Origin of the sequence: Streptomyces sp. NPDC088923 (assembly GCF_044749745.1) — a bacterium.
GTDB lineage: Bacteria > Actinomycetota > Actinomycetes > Streptomycetales > Streptomycetaceae > Streptomyces.
In genome coordinates this window covers 1-17427 of sequence record NZ_JBIVIO010000004.1, presented here as the reverse complement: position 1 = coordinate 17427, position 17427 = coordinate 1, and the positions used below count along the sequence as shown (strand labels likewise).

The 17427-nt window shown below is 71.9% G+C and carries 16 protein-coding genes and 2 pseudogenes; 11 read left to right on the top strand and 7 right to left on the bottom strand.

The genetic code is table 11. The annotated features are described in order from the left end of the window. Window positions 1-151 precede the first annotated feature (151 nt). Both ACIP4O_RS18215 and ACIP4O_RS18210 read left to right on the top strand, forming a co-directional pair. A complete protein-coding gene (locus tag ACIP4O_RS18215; protein WP_401575539.1) occupies window positions 152-1372 on the top strand; it encodes an ROK family protein in 1221 nt (406 codons plus the stop codon). A 36-nt stretch (window positions 1373-1408) separates the two neighbouring features. After that, window positions 1409-2317 carry a Gfo/Idh/MocA family protein gene (locus ACIP4O_RS18210; protein ID WP_401575537.1) on the top strand — a complete coding sequence of 303 codons (909 nt, stop codon included), beginning with the start codon at window positions 1409-1411 and terminating at the stop codon, window positions 2315-2317. 112 nt (window positions 2318-2429) lie between these two features. On the opposite strand, the gene ACIP4O_RS18205 is transcribed toward ACIP4O_RS18210, so the two are convergent. Then, complete coding sequence (locus ACIP4O_RS18205) at window positions 2430-2609, bottom strand: hypothetical protein (RefSeq protein WP_401575536.1); 180 nt, start codon at window positions 2607-2609, stop codon at window positions 2430-2432. Window positions 2610-2997: 388 nt separating this feature from the next. Between ACIP4O_RS18205 and ACIP4O_RS18200 the strand changes: the two genes are divergently transcribed. Next, window positions 2998-4326, top strand: coding sequence for a cation:proton antiporter (locus tag ACIP4O_RS18200; protein WP_401575534.1), 1329 nt, complete (start codon window positions 2998-3000; stop codon window positions 4324-4326). A 45-nt stretch (window positions 4327-4371) separates the two neighbouring features. On the opposite strand, the gene ACIP4O_RS18195 is transcribed toward ACIP4O_RS18200, so the two are convergent. Beyond that, window positions 4372-5052, bottom strand: coding sequence for a DUF2238 domain-containing protein (locus tag ACIP4O_RS18195; protein WP_401575532.1), 681 nt, complete (start codon window positions 5050-5052; stop codon window positions 4372-4374). A 284-nt stretch (window positions 5053-5336) separates the two neighbouring features. Between ACIP4O_RS18195 and ACIP4O_RS18190 the strand changes: the two genes are divergently transcribed. Then, on the top strand, window positions 5337-6164 hold the full coding sequence (locus tag ACIP4O_RS18190) for a tyrosine-protein phosphatase (protein WP_401575530.1): 828 nt from the start codon (window positions 5337-5339) through the stop codon (window positions 6162-6164). Window positions 6165-6408: 244 nt separating this feature from the next. Here the strand turns inward: ACIP4O_RS18190 and ACIP4O_RS18185 are convergent, their stop codons facing one another. The 3 genes and pseudogenes from ACIP4O_RS18185 to ACIP4O_RS18175 all read right to left on the bottom strand — a co-directional run bounded on the left by ACIP4O_RS18185 (window position 6409) and on the right by ACIP4O_RS18175 (window position 8012). Continuing rightward, window positions 6409-6888, bottom strand: coding sequence for a GNAT family N-acetyltransferase (locus ACIP4O_RS18185; RefSeq protein WP_401575528.1), 480 nt, complete (start codon window positions 6886-6888; stop codon window positions 6409-6411). Between the two features lie 463 nt (window positions 6889-7351). Next, a pseudogene (locus ACIP4O_RS18180) lies at window positions 7352-7609 on the bottom strand (transposase); the annotation flags it as partial. 58 nt (window positions 7610-7667) lie between these two features. Further along, window positions 7668-8012, bottom strand: a complete 345-nt coding sequence (locus tag ACIP4O_RS18175; protein ID WP_361332492.1) for a DoxX family protein — start codon at window positions 8010-8012, stop codon at window positions 7668-7670. Window positions 8013-8175: 163 nt separating this feature from the next. Here ACIP4O_RS18175 and ACIP4O_RS18170 point away from each other — a divergent pair, with 163 nt between their 5' ends. The 5 genes and pseudogenes from ACIP4O_RS18170 to ACIP4O_RS18150 all read left to right on the top strand — a co-directional run. After that, a complete protein-coding gene (locus tag ACIP4O_RS18170; RefSeq protein WP_401575526.1) occupies window positions 8176-9090 on the top strand; it encodes a LysR family transcriptional regulator in 915 nt (304 codons plus the stop codon). 216 nt (window positions 9091-9306) lie between these two features. Continuing rightward, a complete protein-coding gene (locus ACIP4O_RS18165) occupies window positions 9307-9945 on the top strand; it encodes a helix-turn-helix transcriptional regulator (protein WP_401576217.1) in 639 nt (212 codons plus the stop codon). Between the two features lie 32 nt (window positions 9946-9977). Next, a complete protein-coding gene (locus ACIP4O_RS18160) occupies window positions 9978-10565 on the top strand; it encodes a DUF3291 domain-containing protein (RefSeq protein WP_401575524.1) in 588 nt (195 codons plus the stop codon). 267 nt (window positions 10566-10832) lie between these two features. Continuing rightward, window positions 10833-11666 (top strand): oxidoreductase, encoded by an 834-nt coding sequence (locus ACIP4O_RS18155; RefSeq protein WP_401575523.1) that lies wholly within the window; start codon window positions 10833-10835, stop codon window positions 11664-11666. A gap of 101 nt (window positions 11667-11767) precedes the next feature. Continuing rightward, a pseudogene (locus ACIP4O_RS18150) lies at window positions 11768-12087 on the top strand (MFS transporter); the annotation flags it as partial. A 100-nt stretch (window positions 12088-12187) separates the two neighbouring features. Here ACIP4O_RS18150 and ACIP4O_RS18145 read toward each other — a convergent pair. Both ACIP4O_RS18145 and ACIP4O_RS18140 read right to left on the bottom strand, forming a co-directional pair. Beyond that, a complete protein-coding gene (locus ACIP4O_RS18145; protein WP_401575521.1) occupies window positions 12188-13531 on the bottom strand; it encodes a class I SAM-dependent RNA methyltransferase in 1344 nt (447 codons plus the stop codon). Window positions 13532-13623: 92 nt separating this feature from the next. Next, window positions 13624-15690 carry an APC family permease gene (locus ACIP4O_RS18140; RefSeq protein WP_401575519.1) on the bottom strand — a complete coding sequence of 689 codons (2067 nt, stop codon included), beginning with the start codon at window positions 15688-15690 and terminating at the stop codon, window positions 13624-13626. A gap of 261 nt (window positions 15691-15951) precedes the next feature. On the opposite strand from ACIP4O_RS18140, the gene ACIP4O_RS18135 reads away from it, so the two are divergent. Both ACIP4O_RS18135 and ACIP4O_RS18130 read left to right on the top strand, forming a co-directional pair. After that, on the top strand, window positions 15952-16620 hold the full coding sequence (locus tag ACIP4O_RS18135) for a TrkA family potassium uptake protein (protein ID WP_009069092.1): 669 nt from the start codon (window positions 15952-15954) through the stop codon (window positions 16618-16620). Next, the gene (locus ACIP4O_RS18130; RefSeq protein WP_401575517.1) at window positions 16620-17303 is read left to right on the top strand and encodes a potassium channel family protein; all 684 of its coding nucleotides are present in this window, start codon (window positions 16620-16622) and stop codon (window positions 17301-17303) included. The genes ACIP4O_RS18135 and ACIP4O_RS18130 overlap by 1 nt, the downstream gene beginning before the upstream one ends. Window positions 17304-17427 lie beyond the last annotated feature (124 nt).

The following is a 17427-nucleotide window of genomic DNA, read 5'->3' as shown; positions in this document are numbered from 1 at the left end:
TACTGTCCGCCGGGCGCCGCGGCCGTGGATCATGGGAACGGGGGCCCCGGGGACACGGGGCCGCCCCGGGCCCGTAACAAGGGCGCGGCATGCTGACCGGGCGAGCGCCGGGGGGAGCCCCGGCCACGACTGAGGGGGACGAAGGACGCTGATGGCGCACACCCAGGCGAGCGCGGGGCACCTGCTGGGGCTGATCCGCGGCGGCGCGGCCACCACGCGCGGGGAGTTGCAGGAGGCCACCGGCCTCTCCCGCTCCACCGTCGGCCACCGGCTCGACCAGCTCTTCGCCGCCGGCTGGCTGCGCGGCAGCAGCGGCACCTCCACCGGCGGCCGCCCCTCCGCACGGCTGGAGTTCGACACCGGCCACGCGGTCGTCCTCGTCGCCGACCTGGAGACCCGGCACGCCCGCGCGGCCGTCGTCGACCTGGCCGGGACGGTCCTCGCCGAGCACCGCGACGCCCTGGTGATAGCGGACGGCCCCGACGTGGTCCTCGACCGGCTCGCGCGCTGGTTCGCCATGCTGCTCGACGCGAGCGGCCAGGCGCCCGAACGCGTCTGCGGCGTCGGCCTGAGCGTGCCCGGCCCCGTCGACTGGGAACGCGCGCTGCTCGTGCAGCCGCCGATCATGCCGGGCTGGGACGGCTACCCGCTGCGCGAACGCTTCCGCGAGTACTACGCCGCCCACGTCGACGCCGCGCCGCGCGAGGAGCCCCTGCCGGTCTTCGTCGACAACGACGCCAACCTCATGGCACTCGGCGAGCAGCGCGCCCTGCATCCCGGCTGCCGCGCCTTCGTCTTCGTCAAGGCGTCCACCGGCATCGGCGCAGGGGTCGTCGTGGACGGCGCCCTCTACCGGGGCATCGACGGCGGCGCGGGCGACATCGGGCACATCCGGCTGCACGACCGGCCCGACGTCGTCTGCATGTGCGGCTCCTCCGGCTGCCTCGCCGCGGTCGCGAGCGGCGGCGCCATCGCCGCCCAGCTCACCGAGGCGGGCGTACCGACCGCCTCCGGGCACGACGTGCGCGCCCACCTCGCCGCCGGACAGCCGGACGCGGTGCGCCTGAGCCGCCGTGCCGGGCAGCGCATCGGCGAGGTCCTCGTCACGGTCGTCACCCTCCTCAACCCCGGAGTGCTCGTGCTCGGCGGCGATCTCGCGGGCACCCCCTTCCTCACCGGCGTACGCGAACTGCTCTACCAGCGCGCCATGCCCCGCACCACCGCCCACCTCCAGGTCCTCACCTCCGAACTCGGCGACCGCGCGGGCCTCCTGGGCGCCGCGATCATGGTCGTGGACCACCTCTACGCACCCGAGCGGGCCGACGCGCGCCTGAACGCGCTCACCCGCGCCACCACCGGCGCCGCCCGCTGACCTCGTGGGCACGCCCGTACCACCCCGGAGAACACCATGCACGACCCCGCCGCCCCCACCGCCGGGAACCCGGCCCCCGTCCGCGTCGGACTCGTCGGCGCGGGCCCCTGGGCCCGCACGATGCACGCGCGCGTCCTCGCCGCGGGCCCCGAGACCCGGCTCACCTCCGTGTGGGCGCGCCGCCCGGAGGCCGCCGCCGCGCTCGCCGCCGAGCACGGCGCCACCGCGGCCGGCTCCTTCGAGGAACTGCTCGACCACTGCGAGGCGGTCGCCTTCGCCGTCCCCCCGGCCGTCCAGGCCCCGCTCGCGGTACGGGCCGCCGCGGCCGGGCGCGCGCTGCTCCTGGAGAAGCCGCTCGGCGCGGACCTGGCCGCCGCGCGCGCGGTCGCCGACGCCGTCGCCGAGCACGGCGTCGTCTCCCAGCTCGTCCTGACCAAGCGCTACCACCCCGCGACCCAGGACTTCCTGGCCCGCGCCGCGCACCACGACACGAGCGGCGCGCGCTCCTGCTACCTGCACGGCGCCTTCCTGGAGGGCGACCAGGCCACCGCCTGGCGCTTGGAGCACGGCGCCCTCCTCGACCTCGGCCCGCACCTGCTCGACCTGCTCGACGCGGCCGTCTCCCCCATCGTCTCGGTCCGCGCCACCGGCGACCCGCGCCGCTGGACGGAGCTGACCTGCGCGCACGAGAACGGCGCGACGAGCCAGGCCTCGCTCTCGGGCGCCGTACGCCTGCCGCGCGCCCGCACGCGCGTCGAACTCTTCGGCCCGGACGAGGAACTGGTCTACGACACGGCCGGCATCGACCACGAGGAGTGCTGGCCGGTCCTGCGCGCCGCCTTCGCCACCGCCGTGCGCACCGGAGTCACGAGCGCCCCGGACGCGGCGCGCGGACTGCGCATCCAGGAACTCCTGGACCAGGCCACGCGCTCCCTCGCCGCCTGAGATCAGTGCGGCTGGTGGGCCGGTTCCGCGGTAGCGGCCCGCGGCGCGATCCGCCCGGCGAGGACACCGAGACGGTCCTGCGAGGGGGAACCCGGCTCGGCCGCGTAGACGATCAGGTCGTGTACGGCCCGTCGAGGCGTCCCACGACCCACCGGTAGACGAGGACCGCGAGGACGACCGCGAGGCCGCCCAACGGCACCGCGAGCCACGGGTTCTCCTTCACCCCGGAGAGCGCCTGACCACCAGCCGCGCTGACCGCCACCACAGCCAGGATCTGCCACACCGGTTTCACGACGACTCCTCGTTCGGGTTCCGTTCACAGGGCCTCGGGCGGGGCACCGCGACCGAACGAAACGGTAGGAAAACGCGGATCACACGCCGTCACCCCTGAGGGGACGCCTGGGCGTAGCTCTCACGGGGGACAGAGGCCGCCACGGCCTCGGCGCCTGCCTCCCGCGCACAGCGCGCGGCTCGACGCGGAATGCCGCCGCTGCCCCTTCCTCCCCACCGGCGGAGACGCGGAACGCCGCCCCTGCCCCGGATCTTGCGCCGGTCCGGGCGTGCGCCACCCCACCAGGGGTACGGGGTGCCTGGGTGATCGCCCCTCGCCCCGGCGCGCACGCGCGGGAACGCAGGTCGGCTCGCCTTCCTTCCTCTGTCGACACCAGGTGGGTACGCGCATGGAGCTCTCGGGCACGGATCTGACCTATGGACTGCTCGGTCTCGGGGCGCTCGGGGCGGCGATGCTGCCCACGCTGCTGAGACGGTGGGCGGTCTCGCTGCCCATGGTCTTCCTCGCTCTGGGCTTCGTCGTCTTCCTGCTGCCGCTCGACCCGCTGCCCACGCTGGACCCCGTCGCCTCCGGCCCGGTGATCGAGCACTTCACGGAGGTGTGCGTCCTGGTGGCCCTCATGGGCGCGGGCCTGGCCATCAACCGGCCCTTCGGCAGGCGCACCTGGGCCAGCACGTGGCGGCTGCTGGGCGTGGCCATGCCCGTGACCGTCCTGGCCGCCACCGCGGCCGGCTGGGGTCTGCTGGGCTGGGCCCCGGCCGTGGCGCTCCTGCTCGCCGGTGTCCTGGCCCCCACCGATCCCGTGCTGGCCGGGGAGGTACGGGTGGGGGAGCCGACCGACGCCGAGTTCGACGAGGACGAGACCCGCTTCGCGCTCACCAGCGAGGCCGGGCTCAACGACGGGCTGGCCTTCCCCTTCGTCATGGCCGCCCTGGCCCTGTCCGCCGCCTCGGCCACCGGCTGGTCCGGGGCCTGGACGGGGCACTGGCTCGGCTACGACGTGCTCCTGCGGATCACCGTCGGCGTGCTCGCCGGAACGGGGATCGGGGCCCTCCTCGGCCGGCTCGTCTTCCGCGCCCGCCCGGCCTCCCTGCGCGTCTCCGAGCGCAGCGAGGGCTTCGTCGCCCTCGCCGTGGCCTTCGTGTCCTACGGCCTGACCGAAGTGCTGCACGGCTACGGCTTCCTCGCCGTCTTCGCCACCGCCCTGAGCCTGCGGGCCGCGGAACGCACCCACGGCTACCACCGGGTCATGCACTCGTTCATGGACCAGATCGAACGGCTGCTGACCGCTCTCGTCCTCTTCCTCGTCGGCGGATTCCTCGCCCAGGGCGGCCTCGCCGCCCTCACCTGGCGCGGCGCGGTCTTCGGCCTGCTCCTGCTCCTCGTGATCCGCCCCGTCACCGGATACCTCTCGCTGCGCTCCACCGCCGCCACCCGGCGCGAACGGGCCGTCACCGCGTTCTTCGGCATCCGCGGCATCGGCTCGTTCTTCTACCTCTCCTACGCCCTCGGCCACGCCCACGTGGCCGCCCCCGCCGCGCAGCTGTGGGCGACGGTGACCTTCACGGTCGTGGTGTCGGTACTCCTCCACGGCGCCCTCGCGACGCCGGTGGTGCGTTACCTCGACCGCCGTGACACGCGCGCCTCGCACGGCACGGCCCAGGACGCGACGGACCCCCCGGGACAGCACCTCACGTCGCAGGAGCAGCGGCAGTGACGAGGGGGACAACGCAGCCGCCGAACCGACAGGGGGCGGCCTCCCTCAGGAGGCGCCGGCCGGCCTGTCAACGCCCAGGCGGACGAGGGCGCGGTCGTGGACGCGGCTCAGGAGCAGCAGGGCGCAGGTAGCTCCGATGAGGGCACAGAACATGTCCCACTGGGTGTCCCAGACGTCTCCCTGGGTGCCCAGGAACGCGTCCGCGGCATGACCTCCGGTGACGGCCGCGAGCCATTCCAGCAACTCGAAGACGGCGCTGAAGGCCAGGCAGGCACAGACGGTGAGCGGCGCAAGCCAGCGGCTGCCACGCAACGGGGAGGTGCGGACGAGGAGTTCGCGTACCAGGACGGCGGGGACGAAGCCCTGCGCGAAATGGCCGAGACGGTCGTACGGGTTGCGATCCCATCCGAGCCGGTCACGCACCCAGTCCCCCGCCGGCACCTCCGCGTACGTGTAGTGACCGCCCACGACGAGGACCAGCGCGTGCGCCGCCAGCAGCCCGCACAGCAGGCCGCTCAGCGGGAAGCGACGGCGCGTCAGGATGGCGAGTGGCAGACCCGCCATCACCCATACCGTCTCCAGCAGCCAGGTCGTCGGATCGGCCGCGCCGAACCACGAGACGACGAGCGCCGCGCTCACCGCGACGGCGAGAACGGCCGGCAGACGGCGCCGCGACGACGGGCTCGCCTCCGGCGTCGGGACAGGGGCGGGACGGGTGGCGGTCATCGCCGGCTCCTCGTGTTCGGGGCGGACCCCCACTCTCGGGCCCGGCGGCGACCGCCCTCATGAGTACGCGCGCTCAGACCACGGCGTGCGCCGCCCAGCCGGAGTGAGTAGGAGCGCAACGGCGGCAGTGCGTCGGCACCGCTCCTCAACTCGCCTCCGCGCTACGGCAGTAGCCGTGCTCTCTTCGCCGGGCGGTCATGTCGTGTCCATGCGCGGGGGAGGCAGGCGGCACACGATGGGCGAGCTCCACGTGCCAGCCGTTTCCCCCACTGAGGAGTCTCCCCGTGCGCCTGCCCAAAATCGCCGTGACAGCGGTGACCGCCGCCCTTCTCTCCGCCGGCCCCGCCCTCGCCCTGGCCCCCGCCGCCCTTGCGGCCGCCCCCACCGCCACGGCTTCCTCCGCCGCGGTCTCGCTCCCGCACGCCAAGAACTTCCGCGACATCGGCGGCTACGAGACGGCCGACGGCCACCACGTCCGGACGGGCCTGGTCTACCGTTCCGGCAAGCTCAGCGACCTCGACGCGAACGAACAGCGCACCCTCACGTCCCTCGGCATCACCCGTGACGTCGACCTGCGCAACGCCGTCGAGCGCGCCGAGGACCCCGACACGCTGCCCGCCGGCGTCACGTACCAGGTCGCCGACGTCCTCTCGCTCGCGTACGGCGTGAAGTTCCACGAGAACGCCGCCGCCACCCTCGCCCTGGCGCTCGCCGCCGGGCTCTTCAGCGGCTCCGGGGACCTCGGGCAGTCGATCGGCTACCCCTTCATGGTCAACTTCGTCGGCGCCGACCACGCCTTCCACGACACGCTGCTCGCCGTCGCCCACGAGCCCGGCGCCCTCGTCTACCACTGCACGGCGGGCAAGGACCGCACCGGCTGGACCACCGCCGTCCTCCTGACGCTCCTCGGTGTCCCGCGCTCCACCGTCGAAGCCGACTTCCTCGCGAGCAACACGTACACGGGGAACCCGGACGCGGTCGAACTCTCCTGGCTGAAGGCCGCGTTCGCCGAGGCGGACAAGATCTACGGCTCTTTCGACGGCTACGTACGCAACGGCCTCGGCCTCACGGAGGCGGACATCGCCACGCTGAAGGCGAAGCTGCTGGTCTGACCCGGGGACGCCGCCACCCCACCACCGGAAACGGGTCCTGCCCGGGGTGCGCGGCCTTCCGGCGCCGGCCCGGCGGAAGGCGGACGTCAAGCCGCTGCTGCCGCGCGAGGTGGACGACAAGCTCGTGCCACCCGCGCGGCGCGAGAAGGCACCGCGCCGTGGCAACTCGCCACGACAAGCTCGCGGTCCGCCACGAGGCGACCATTCCCATCGCAGCCATCAACGAGTGGCCATGACGCACAACTCACCGCGCTTCAAGATCGAGTTGATAGCGGCTGACCCAGGTGACGGGGCCATCGTCCTGCCGCAGGCCGGGAGCACCGCCCACCGGCACGTCACCACGGTGCACGAAACCCCGCGTCTCGTAGTAGGAACGCAGACGACCGTTGGACTTCACGCAGTCCAGCCGCAAGGTGCTCGCACCTCGCTGCCGAGCGGCGTCGCCCGCCCAGTCGAGAATGACGCTGCCCAGCCCGGACGCCCAACGGCGCACGGCCATGCGATGCACGTATCCCGCCGTGCCGCCGGGATCTGCCCACAACGGGTCCGACCAGTCCACTGTGGCGGTACCCGCGACCTTGCCCCCGATCTCCACCAGCCAGGTCTCGCCTCGGGTGAGAGCCTCCCGCACCCATGCGGCCTCAAAGCGCGAAGGCCACTGACTGACCCCGCGTGCCTCAAGCCATCCCGCCGCCTCGTCGAGCACGCCCAGCACCTCGTCCATGTGCTCCGCACCAGAGCGCCGAAAGACGACCTCGTCACCGCTCCAATCAACAGTCATGGCCCGGACGATCGCAGCTACTCGGCACCCTCAACAGCAACTTCCGATACACGCCCCAGATCCAGTGTCTCGTGTGTCCGATATCAGGGGTCAAGGCTCACCCGCGTCCGGATCGAGGCCAACGGGCACTGCCCGACGACCGGTTGCGTGGCGCCGCCTCCCACACACTGATCATCACGGCAATATTGTGGCGCGGCTCACCGCAATCACGGCCACCGACACCGAATCGCTCGCCACACGATCACGGCTTGTGGCTGACCGGTGTCGCAGCCCGTTGCGGCGGCCTGCCGATGTGGCGGTCTCGCTTCCACTCCTACCGGGCCCGCGTCGGGGGTGTGAGGGCGGCGGGCCCGGCCGCGTGCTGATGAGCCCGCACCGTCGTCGAGTCCACGCAGACCAGGGCTTAGTCGACCTCGCCCACCGCGTCCGAGTGCTGCTGGACGTGAGCCAGCAACCGCTCCCAGGTCCCGTCGGCCGACCAGTGACGGAACCGTTCGTAGACCGTTGTCCACAGCCCGTACCGCTCGGGCAGGTTCCGCCAGGCAGCTCCCGTGGACAGCTTCCGCAAGATCCCGTTCACCACCTGACGCCGATCACGCACCGGCCGCCCCATCCGGCCCGGCTCCACCAACGGGGCGATCAACGCCCATGACCCGTCCGTCAATTCATGCCGTCACACCATCGACAGAACTACGAGCCACCGATTTCACGGACACGCCGCCCTAGGCGACGGTGACGGCCAGGGTCGCGGCCACAGGGGCCAGATACAGGACGGGGAACGCGACGGTCTTGTAGGAGTGAGCGCGGAGTACTGTCACGACGGCCCCGAGGAAGTAGAGGATCAGTCCCGTGGCCGCGGCCACAGCCACAGCGGGTACCGCCAGTCCGACCAATAGGCCCACCGAGCCCAGCAGTTTGGCGATGGACAGCCAGGTCCACCACGAACTGGGTACTCCGTAGGAAACCAGCGGCTCCACGACGAACGGCGCGCGTCTCAGGAGCGAGATTCCGGAGAACGCCACCCAGAGCGAGGTGAGGACGGTAAGGACGGTGACGATCATGGACATGAGCGAGACTCCCCGGGCGGGTTGAGCTGGGCTGTCGGATGACTCCCGCAGTCTGTGCCGGGGCTTCGCGCGACATCAACGCCCCTCTTGAAAGAATCGATCACCTGTGCGTTATTGATGGCAGGCGCGGGAGGGTATTTCGCGAGGGCAGTGGGGGTGGGGCGTGGAGCTGCGGGACATCGAAATCTTTCTCACGCTGGCGGAGGAACTGCATTTCGGCCGGACCGCGTCCCGCCTGTACGTATCCCAGGCCCGGGTCAGTCAGGCGATCAAGGCGCAGGAGCGGCGCATCGGAGGTTCGCTGTTCGAGCGCACCAGCCGTTCGGTGCGGCTCACGCCGCTCGGCGAGCGCCTGGCGGTGGACCTGCGCGTCGGGTACGAGGGCATCCAGCGGGCTCTCGCGGAAGCCACGGCCGTCGCCGGCCAGGTCAGGGGCACCCTCACCGTCGGCGTCATGGGGGCCCTCGGACACGAACTCGGTTCCGTAGCCGCTGCCTTCACCGCCCGGCATCCGGACTGCCGGGTGGAGTTCCGGGAGGTGCACTTCAGTGAACCGTTCACGGCGCTGCGACAGGGCACGGTGGATACCGTGCTGCTGTGGTTGCCGGTGCGTGAACCGGATGTGACCGTCGGCCCTGTCGTACTCACCGAGGGCCGGGTGCTCGCCGTCGCCACGCAGCATCCCCTGACCGGGCGCACCGACGTGGAACTCGAGGACCTGGGCGATCACCCGGTTCTCGCCATCGGTCCAGAACTGCCACCGGCGTGGATCTCGGCCATGTTGCCTGCCTGGACGCCCCGTGGGCGCCCCATCCACTCGGCGGGCCCTGTGGTGAGGACTTTCCACGAGGTCCTTACCCACGTCGCGGCAGGCACCGGAATCTGTCCCCTCAACGCCCACGTGTGCCGCTATTACACGCACCCCGGGGTGGTGTTCCTGCCCCTGCAGGACGCCCCAGCGACGGAGTGGTCCCTGGTGTGGCGCACCACCGCGCAGAGCCCGCCTTTGCGCGCCTTCACGGAGTTCGTCCTCACGCGGACAGGTCGCGTTCCCCACATCGCCCCCCGGCCTGCCTGAAAGCCGGCTCCCCGCACTCCTGACCGCCGGCCCGGGTGCGCTCGCGCCCCACAGCCGGCAGGCGCCGGGTCCAATGGCCGACCATGCAGCGCGTCATCGAGGGTGTGCCGGCCGGCTCGGGGTCACCGCTCTATCCGCAACCCGCGTTGTTCCTAGAATGACCGGGTGAGGGATATCGAGGCGGTCGCGGCTTTGCAGGATCCGGTGCGACGCCGCATGTACGAGTACGTGGTGGCGCAAGGGCGCGAGGTCGGGCGCGTCGAGGCCGCCGAGGCGGCCGGGGTCTCGCGCACGCTCGCCGCGCATCATTTGGACAAGCTGACAGAGGCGGGGCTGCTGGAGAGCGGCAGTCGCCGCCTGTCAGGACGCTCGGGGCCGGGAGCGGGTCGTCCAGCCAAGGTGTACACGCGGGCCCGGGGTGAACTGTCGGTGTCGCTGCCCGTCCGCGACTACCGCACCGCCGCCACGCTGCTCGCCGAGGCGGCCGAGCAGGCCGGGCTGGATGACGGGTTGCGCGCGGCGGCACACCGCCAGGGCGCGGCCTTGCGTGACACAGCGACGCCCTGCGGGAACCTCGAGGAGGCTGTGAACGTGCTTGCCGCCCGCGGCTACGAACCACACGTGGAGGGAGCCGAGGACACCGACGGCACGGCGAAGGCGGCGGCGAGCGTCGTGCGTCTGCGCAACTGCCCCTTCCACGCCGTCGCCGAGCGCTTCCCACCCTTGGTCTGCGGCATGAATCTGGCCCTGTTGCAAGGGCTGTTCGGCACGGACGGCCCCGTGCGTGCCCGCATGGGCCCCAGGCCCGGCGAGTGCTGCGTGGTGATCGAAAACTCTAAAAACCAAAGCCATTGACTTAGAAGAGCGGGCCATGCTGGTATGAGGCCATGACCGCACTCGTGCCCGTCGCTCATCTCGCTCACCTCAACGTCGCCACCCTCCGGCACCCGCTTGATGACCCGCGCACCGCGCCGTTCGTGGCCCTGCTCGACTCGGTCAACGCCTCCGCCGACGCCGCGCCCGGTTTCGTGTGGCGGCTCGTGGAGGAAGGCGAGGCGGACGCCACCGGCCTGCGCCCGGCGGGCGAAAACGTCATCGTCACGCTGTCGGTGTGGGAATCCCCGCAGGCTCTGTGGGACTTCACCTACCGCAGCGGACACCTGGCGGCGATGCAGCGGCGCCGTGAATGGTTCGAGCGCCCCCTTGAGGCGCACCTGGTGCTCTGGTGGGTCCCCGCCGGCCACCGCCCCTCTGCCGAGGAAGCTCTGCGGCGGCTGACGGACCTGCGCACGCACGGGCCGTCCCCCCGCGCGTTCACGTTCACCGCTTCCTTCACCGCGGCCGAGGCCGCACAACACCCTGAAGTGGCTCGCACGCAACAATCCGAGCGGGTGCGGCTCATGAAGCGCGAGGACCGTCCGGCCGCTGGCGCGGCTGACACTGGAGCCCTGACGACCGGCATCGCTATGCCATAGGGCGTGGTGCGGCCGTCGTTGCTGTACGCGTGTACCGGCAGGCGACGATCGCTGTTGGGCTCCAAGGACCCGCCGGTGCGGCGCAGGCTGCTGCCGCGTACGCCGACGCGACAGACGCCGCGGCAGCTGAGTGCCCCAGGTTCTGCCCGTGAACGTCCATGACCATCGGCTGTCACAGTGAGCCTTGGACGAACAACTGGTCTGCATTGCAAGGTAGTTCACACCAACCGCTCACGGCGGCGAACCACCCGGCGCAAGGAGAAGATCATGAACAAGGTATGGCTCGTCACCGGTGCAAGCAGCGGGTTCGGTCGGGCGATCACCAACGCGGCGGTGGCTGCTGGAGACATCGTGGTCGCCGCCGCCCGCCGCACCGCGCCGCTCGACGACCTGGTCGCCGCACATCCGGTCCAGGTCGAAGTGCTGCCGCTGGACGTCACCGACATCGCCGGCATCCAAGAAGCGGTCGACAGCGTGGTGGCCCGGCACGGCCGCATCGACGTCCTGGTGAACAACGCCGGACGGGGCATGGTGGGGGCCGTGGAAGAGACCACCGACGCGGAACTGCGGGACCTGATGGACCTGCACTTCTTCGGTCCGGCGGCACTCACTCGCGCCGTACTGCCGCACATGCGCCGCCGGGCCGCGGGCTCCATCGTGCAACTGACCAGCATGGGCGGACGGTTCGCCTTCGCCGGGGTCGGCGCCTACTGCGCCACCAAGTTCGCCCTGGAAGGGCTCTCCGAGGCGCTGGCCGCCGAGGTCGCCCCGCATGGCATCCGGGTGCTGATCGTCGAGCCCGGCGCGTTCCGCACCGGCTTCGCGGGCACCGGAACCCTGCAGCAGTCCACGCCCCTGAACGCCTACGAGGACACCGTGGGCCCCGTCCGTTCCAGCCTGCCGGGCGGGGCCGGACAGGAGCCAGGGGACCCGGCCAAGGCCGCGGCCGCCATTCTCGCCGCGCTGGACGCTGACGAACCGCCGCTGCGTCTGCCCTTGGGTAACGACGCCACCGACGCGATCACCGCCCACCTCGACCGTGCCCGCGCCGAACTCCACTCCTGGGAAAAGCTCACCCGCTCCACCGACTTCGACAACTGACGGCCCTCCGGCCCCCGCCCGCATCCCGCCGCCGTTCCCGCACGGGCGCGGCAGCGGGGTCGCGCCGCGCGAGGCGCGTCTTCCCTCACAGGAGTGTCCTCGTGAGATCGCCGCGAGCGTCCCCCACCGCCGCGCGCACCGCGGGCCCGGTCCAGAACGGATCTCCCCTTGTGCTCGGCGCCGCCCTGCTGGGCTTCTTCCTCATCTCGCTTGACGCACTGATCGTCACCGTCGCCCTGCCCGACATCGGCCGCAGCCTGGGCGGCGGCATGTCCGGCCCGCAGTGGGTGCTGGACGCTACACCCTCGTCTTCGCCGCCCTGATGCTCTCGGCCGGTACGGTGTCCGACCGTATCGGCGCCCGGCAGGCGTACGGCGGCGGGCTCGTCCTCTTCGCACCGGCCTCGGCCGCCTGCGGGCTGACGCGCCATCAGGACGAGCGTCAAATGAGCGTCATTTCAGCGTCGAGATATCGCCCGTAAGGCCCACACCGCACATATTGCGCACGCGCAAAACCGCAGGTCAGGAGCCCTTAGCCACCGGCTCCAGAATCGCCACGCACTCAAAATGCTGCGTCATCGGGAAAAGGTCGAACGCCCTCAGCACCCGTACCCGGTAGCCGTTCTCCGCGAAGTGCTTCAGGTCGCGGGCGAGGGCGGCGGGGTCGCAGGCGATGTAGGCGATGCGGCGGGGGGTGAGGGTGGTGAGGTGGCGGACCGTGGCCTTGCCGGCGCCGGCGCGTGGGGGGTCGAGGACGATCAGGTCGGTCTCGGTGATGCCGGTGCGCGGGAGGACCTGGTCGACCTTGCCCTGTTCGACGCGGACGCGGGGGTAGTCGGCGAGGTTGTGGCGGGCGTCCTCGACGGCGCGCTTGGAGGTCTCGATGCCGAGGACCGCGCCCTTCTCGCCGACGCGGTCGGCGAGCGCTCCGGCGAAGAGGCCGACGCCGCAGTACAGGTCGAGGGCCGTCTCGCCCTTGCGCGGGGTCAGGCCCTGCATCGCGGCGCGCACCAGCGTGTCCGCCGCCTTCGGGTGGACCTGCCAGAAGCCGCCGTTGCCGACACGCCAGGTGTGCTCGTCGGCCCGCTCGCGGACGAAGGCGCGGCCGTGGACGCGGTGGACCCCGCCGTCCTTCTCGTCCACGCGCAGGACCGAGACGGGCTTGTCGAGTGCGACGAGGGGCAGGCGGGCGCCCGGGCGGGGGGTGAGGATGACCTGGCGATCCTGGGAGCCGGTCGCGGCGATCGCCTCGACCGTGTCCATGCCGCTCCAGTCGCGCGACTCGACGCCGAGTTCGCTGACGCCCTCGGCCGCGATGAGGCAGCGGTCGATGGGCTCCACCTCGTGGGAGCGGTGGCGGCGCAGGCCCGCGCGGCCGTCCTCGTCGATCGCGTACTGGACGCGCGTGCGCCACGCGGGGACCTCGCCCGCCGGGAGCTTGTCGCCCTCGGCCGGGAGGACGGTGCCGTCCCAGTTGGCCTGCTCGGGCGTGAGCCCGGCGAGGCGTTCGAGCTGTTCGCGCAGGACGTCGGCCTTGAGACGGCGCTGCGCGCCCGGCTTCGCGTGCTGCCAGTCGCAGCCGCCGCAGCGCCCCGGGCCGGCGAAGGGGCACGGGGCCTCGACGCGGTCCTTCGACGCTTCGAGGATCTCGACGGCGTCGGCGCGCAGGAAGCGGGAGTCCTCGGCGCCGTCGGTGACGCGCGCGAGGACGCGCTCGCCGGGCAGGGTGTGCCGTACGAAGAGGACGCGGCCCTCCTGCGTACGGGCGACGCAGTGGCCGCCGTGCGCGACGGGGCCGACCTCCACCTCGTACTCCTGACCCACCAGGGAGGCCCCGGACTGCGGTTTCTTCGGTTCTGCCTGCATGGGGAGGGGGCTCCTGAACAAAGGGGGGTGCGGACCGCTGAGGGCAACAGCCTTCCAGTCTACGGGGCCGCCGCGCGCCGACGGACCGGCCCTCAGTCCTTGGGCTTCGCCCCCGCCGGCTCCTTCGTCCTGCGCTCGACCGGGCCGCGGCGCACGGCGCCGGGCGCGGACCAGTTCTGACGGCGGCGGACGCGGCGCTTGGCGGCCTCGGAGGATTCGAGCTGGTACGGGACCGAGGTGACCATGACGCCGGGGCTGAAGAGCAGGCGGCCCTTGAGGCGCAGGGCGCTCTGGTTGTGGAGCAGGTGCTCGTACCAGTGGCCGACGACGTACTCCGGGATGATCACGCTCACGACGTCGCGCGGGTTCTCCTTGCGCAGCCGCTTCACGTACCCGATGACGGGGCGCGTGACCTCGCGGTACGGGGAGTCGAGGATCTTGAGGGGGACCTCGATGCCGCGCTGCTCCCACTCGGCGCGCAGGGCCTTGGTCTCGGTCGGCTCGACGCCGACGGTGAGGGCTTCGAGGGAGTCGGCGCGCATGAGGCGGGCGTAGGAGAGTGCTCGTATCGTCGGGCGGCTGAGGCGCGAGACGAGGACGATGCTGTGCACGCGCGAGGGGCGCAGCACGTCCTCGGTGTCCTCGGTGCCCGGCGCGGGCAGGGCGATCTCCTCGCTGATGCGGTCGTAGTGCTTGCGGATCGCGGTCATCGTTCCGTAGAAGATCACCATGCCGAGGACCGCGACCCAGGCGCCGTGCGTGAACTTCGTGATGAGCACGACGACGAGGACGATGCCGGTGAGGACCGCGCCGAAGGCGTTGATGCCGCGCGAGCGGTGCATCCGGCGGCGCGCTGTCTCGTCGCGCTCGGTGGCCAGGAGGCGGTTCCAGTGCCGCACCATGCCGGTCTGGCTGAGCGTGAAGGAGACGAAGACGCCGACGATGTAGAGCTGGATCAGGCGCGTGGAGTCGGCGCCGTAGATCGCGAGAAGCAGGGCTGCGGCGCCCGCGAGGAGGACGATGCCGTTGGAGAAGGCGAGCCGGTCGCCGCGGGTGTGGAGCTGGCGGGGCAGGTAGCGGTCCTGGGCGAGGATCGAGCCGAGCAGCGGGAAGCCGTTGTACGCGGTGTTCGCGGCGAGGAAGAGGACGAGCGCCGTCGCCGCGGCGAGCACGACGAAGAAGAACGTGCCGTTGCCGAAGACGGCCGAGGCGACCTGTGTGATGACCGGGTCCTGCACGAAGCCGCTGCCCACGGGGACACCGTGGTGCAGCAGGTCGACGGCCGGGTTCTCCGCCATCCGTACGTGCGAGGCCATCGCGAGCCCGATGATCCCGCAGAACATCGTGACCGCGAGCAGGCCCATGAGGGCGAGGGTGGCGGCGGCGTTCTTGCTCTTCGGCTTGCGGAAGGCGGGGACGCCGTTGCTGATCGCCTCGACCCCGGTGAGCGCGGCGCAGCCGGAGGAGAAGGCGCGCAGGAGGAGGAAGACGAGGGCGAAACCGGCGATGCCCTTGTGCTCGGCCTTGACCGTGTAGTCGGCGGTCGGAGCGCTCAGGTCCTGGCCCATGAGGACGCCGCGGACGATGCCCCAGACGATCATGAGGAAGACGCCGCCGACGAAGACGTACGTGGGGATGGCGAAGAGCTTGCCCGACTCCCGTACACCTCGCAGGTTCATGACAGTGAGGAGGAACACGACGACGAGTGCGCACAGCACCTTGTGCTCGACCACGAAGGGGATCGCGGAGCCCAGGTTCTCGACGCCGGAGGAGACGGAGACGGCGACGGTCATCACGTAGTCGACGAGCAGGGCGCTCGCGACGGTGAGACCCGCGCGCGGGCCGAGGTTCGTCGTGGCGACCTCGTAGTCGCCGCCGCCGCTCGGGTAGGCGTGGACGTTCTGGCGGTACGAGGCGACCACCGTGAACATGAGGACGACGACGGCCGCCGCGATCCAGGGGCTGAAGTGGTAGGCCGACACGCCCGCCACCGAGAGCACCAGCAGCACCTCGCCGGGCGCGTACGCCACGGAGGAGAGCGGGTCGGAGGCGAAGACGGGAAGAGCGATGCGCTTGGGCAGCAGGGTCTCGCCGAGCCTGTCACTGCGCAGTGCGCGCCCGATGAGGAGCCGTTTGGGCACGTCGGTCAATTTGGACACGGCGGCGATCCTAAGGGCTCGAACAGGCGCACACCCACCTCCCACCCCCGTCCTTGCGAAGTCCTAACGCTTACGCGCGAACTTTGACGCGGCCTTGACGCGACACGGGTCCGGTGGGCGGGCGGATACGTACCCGCCGCGGGACGTGTGTAGCTTGGCCCCTTGTCCGGAAATCGCGGGCCGGACCGTCCGCACGGCGGGAAGGCTCCCCGGACCGGCCCGCTTGGGCCGCCCGAGTCGATTTCAGCCGGAAGGACGGTCGTGCACATCGTCATTATGGGCTGCGGGAGAGTGGGTTCCGCTCTCGCGCAGACCTTGGAGCAGCAGGGGCACACGGTCGCCGTCGTCGACCGCGACCCCACCGCCTTCCGCCGTCTCGGCTCAGGGTTCGGCGGGCGGCGGGTGACCGGCATCGGCTTCGACCAGGACACCCTTCGCGAAGCGGGTATCGAGGAGGCGGGCGCCTTCGCCGCCGTGAGCAGCGGCGACAACTCGAACATCATCGCGGCGCGCGTCGCCCGCGAGATGTTCGGCATCGAGCACGTCGCCGCCCGGATCTACGACCCGCGCCGCGCCGAGGTCTACCAGCGGCTCGGCATCCCGACCGTCGCGACGGTGCGGTGGACGGCCGACCAGATGCTGCGGCGCCTGCTGCCCTCGGGCGCGGAGCCGCTGTGGCGCGATCCCACGGGCGCGGTGGAACTCGCCGAGGTGTACGCGACCGAGGCGTGGGTGGGTCAGAAGGTGAGCCGGCTCCAGGAGGAGACCGGGGTACGGGTCGCGTTCCTCACGCGGCTCGGCGAGGCGATGCTGCCGACCTCGCAGACGGTGGTGCAGGACGGGGACCTCGTGCACGTGATGATGCGCAGCGACGACGTGGAGCGGGTCGAGGCGGCCTTCGCCGAGGGTCCGCAGGAAGGCGGTCAGTGATGAGGATCGCCATCGCCGGGGCCGGGGCCGTGGGCCGTTCGATCGCCGGGGAACTCCTGGAGAACGGGCACGAGGTCCTGCTCATCGACAAAACGCCCACCGCGATCTCGGTGGAGCGGGTGCCGCGCGCGGAGTGGCTGCTCGCGGACGCCTGCGAGATCACCTCGCTCGACGAGGCCGCGCTCCAGCGCTGCAACGTCGTGATCGCCGCGACGGGTGACGACAAGGTCAACCTCGTGGTCTCGCTGCTCGCCAAGACGGAGTACGCGGTGCCGCGCGTGGTCGCGCGCGTCAACAACCCGAAGAACGAGTGGCTCTTCAACGAGTCCTGGGGCGTGGACGTCGCCGTCTCGACGCCGCGCCTGATGTCGGCCCTGGTCGAGGAGGCGGTGAGTGTTGGCGATCTCGTACGGCTGCTGCGCTTCAGCCACGGGGACGCGAACCTCGTGGAGCTGACCCTGCCACCGGAGTCGGAGCTGGCGGGGACGCGGGTCGGGGAGGTGCGGTGGCCCGAGGACACGTCGCTCGTGACGATCATCCGGGGGACGCGGGTGCTGGCGCCGACCGTGGAGGATCACCTGGAGGCGGGGGACGAGTTGCTGTTCGTGGCGGCGCAGTCGCGGGAGGAGCAGCTCGAAACGCTTCTCTCCGGGCGGGGAGACGGGGTCGGACAGGAGGAGTAGTCCGGCCGGGGCGGGGTCCGGGGGCGCGGCCCCCCCCCCCCCCCGGTGGGGGGGGGGGCCCCCCCCCCCCCCCCCCCCACCCCCCCCCGCGGGGGGGGGGGGGGGGGGGGCCCCCCCCCCCCCC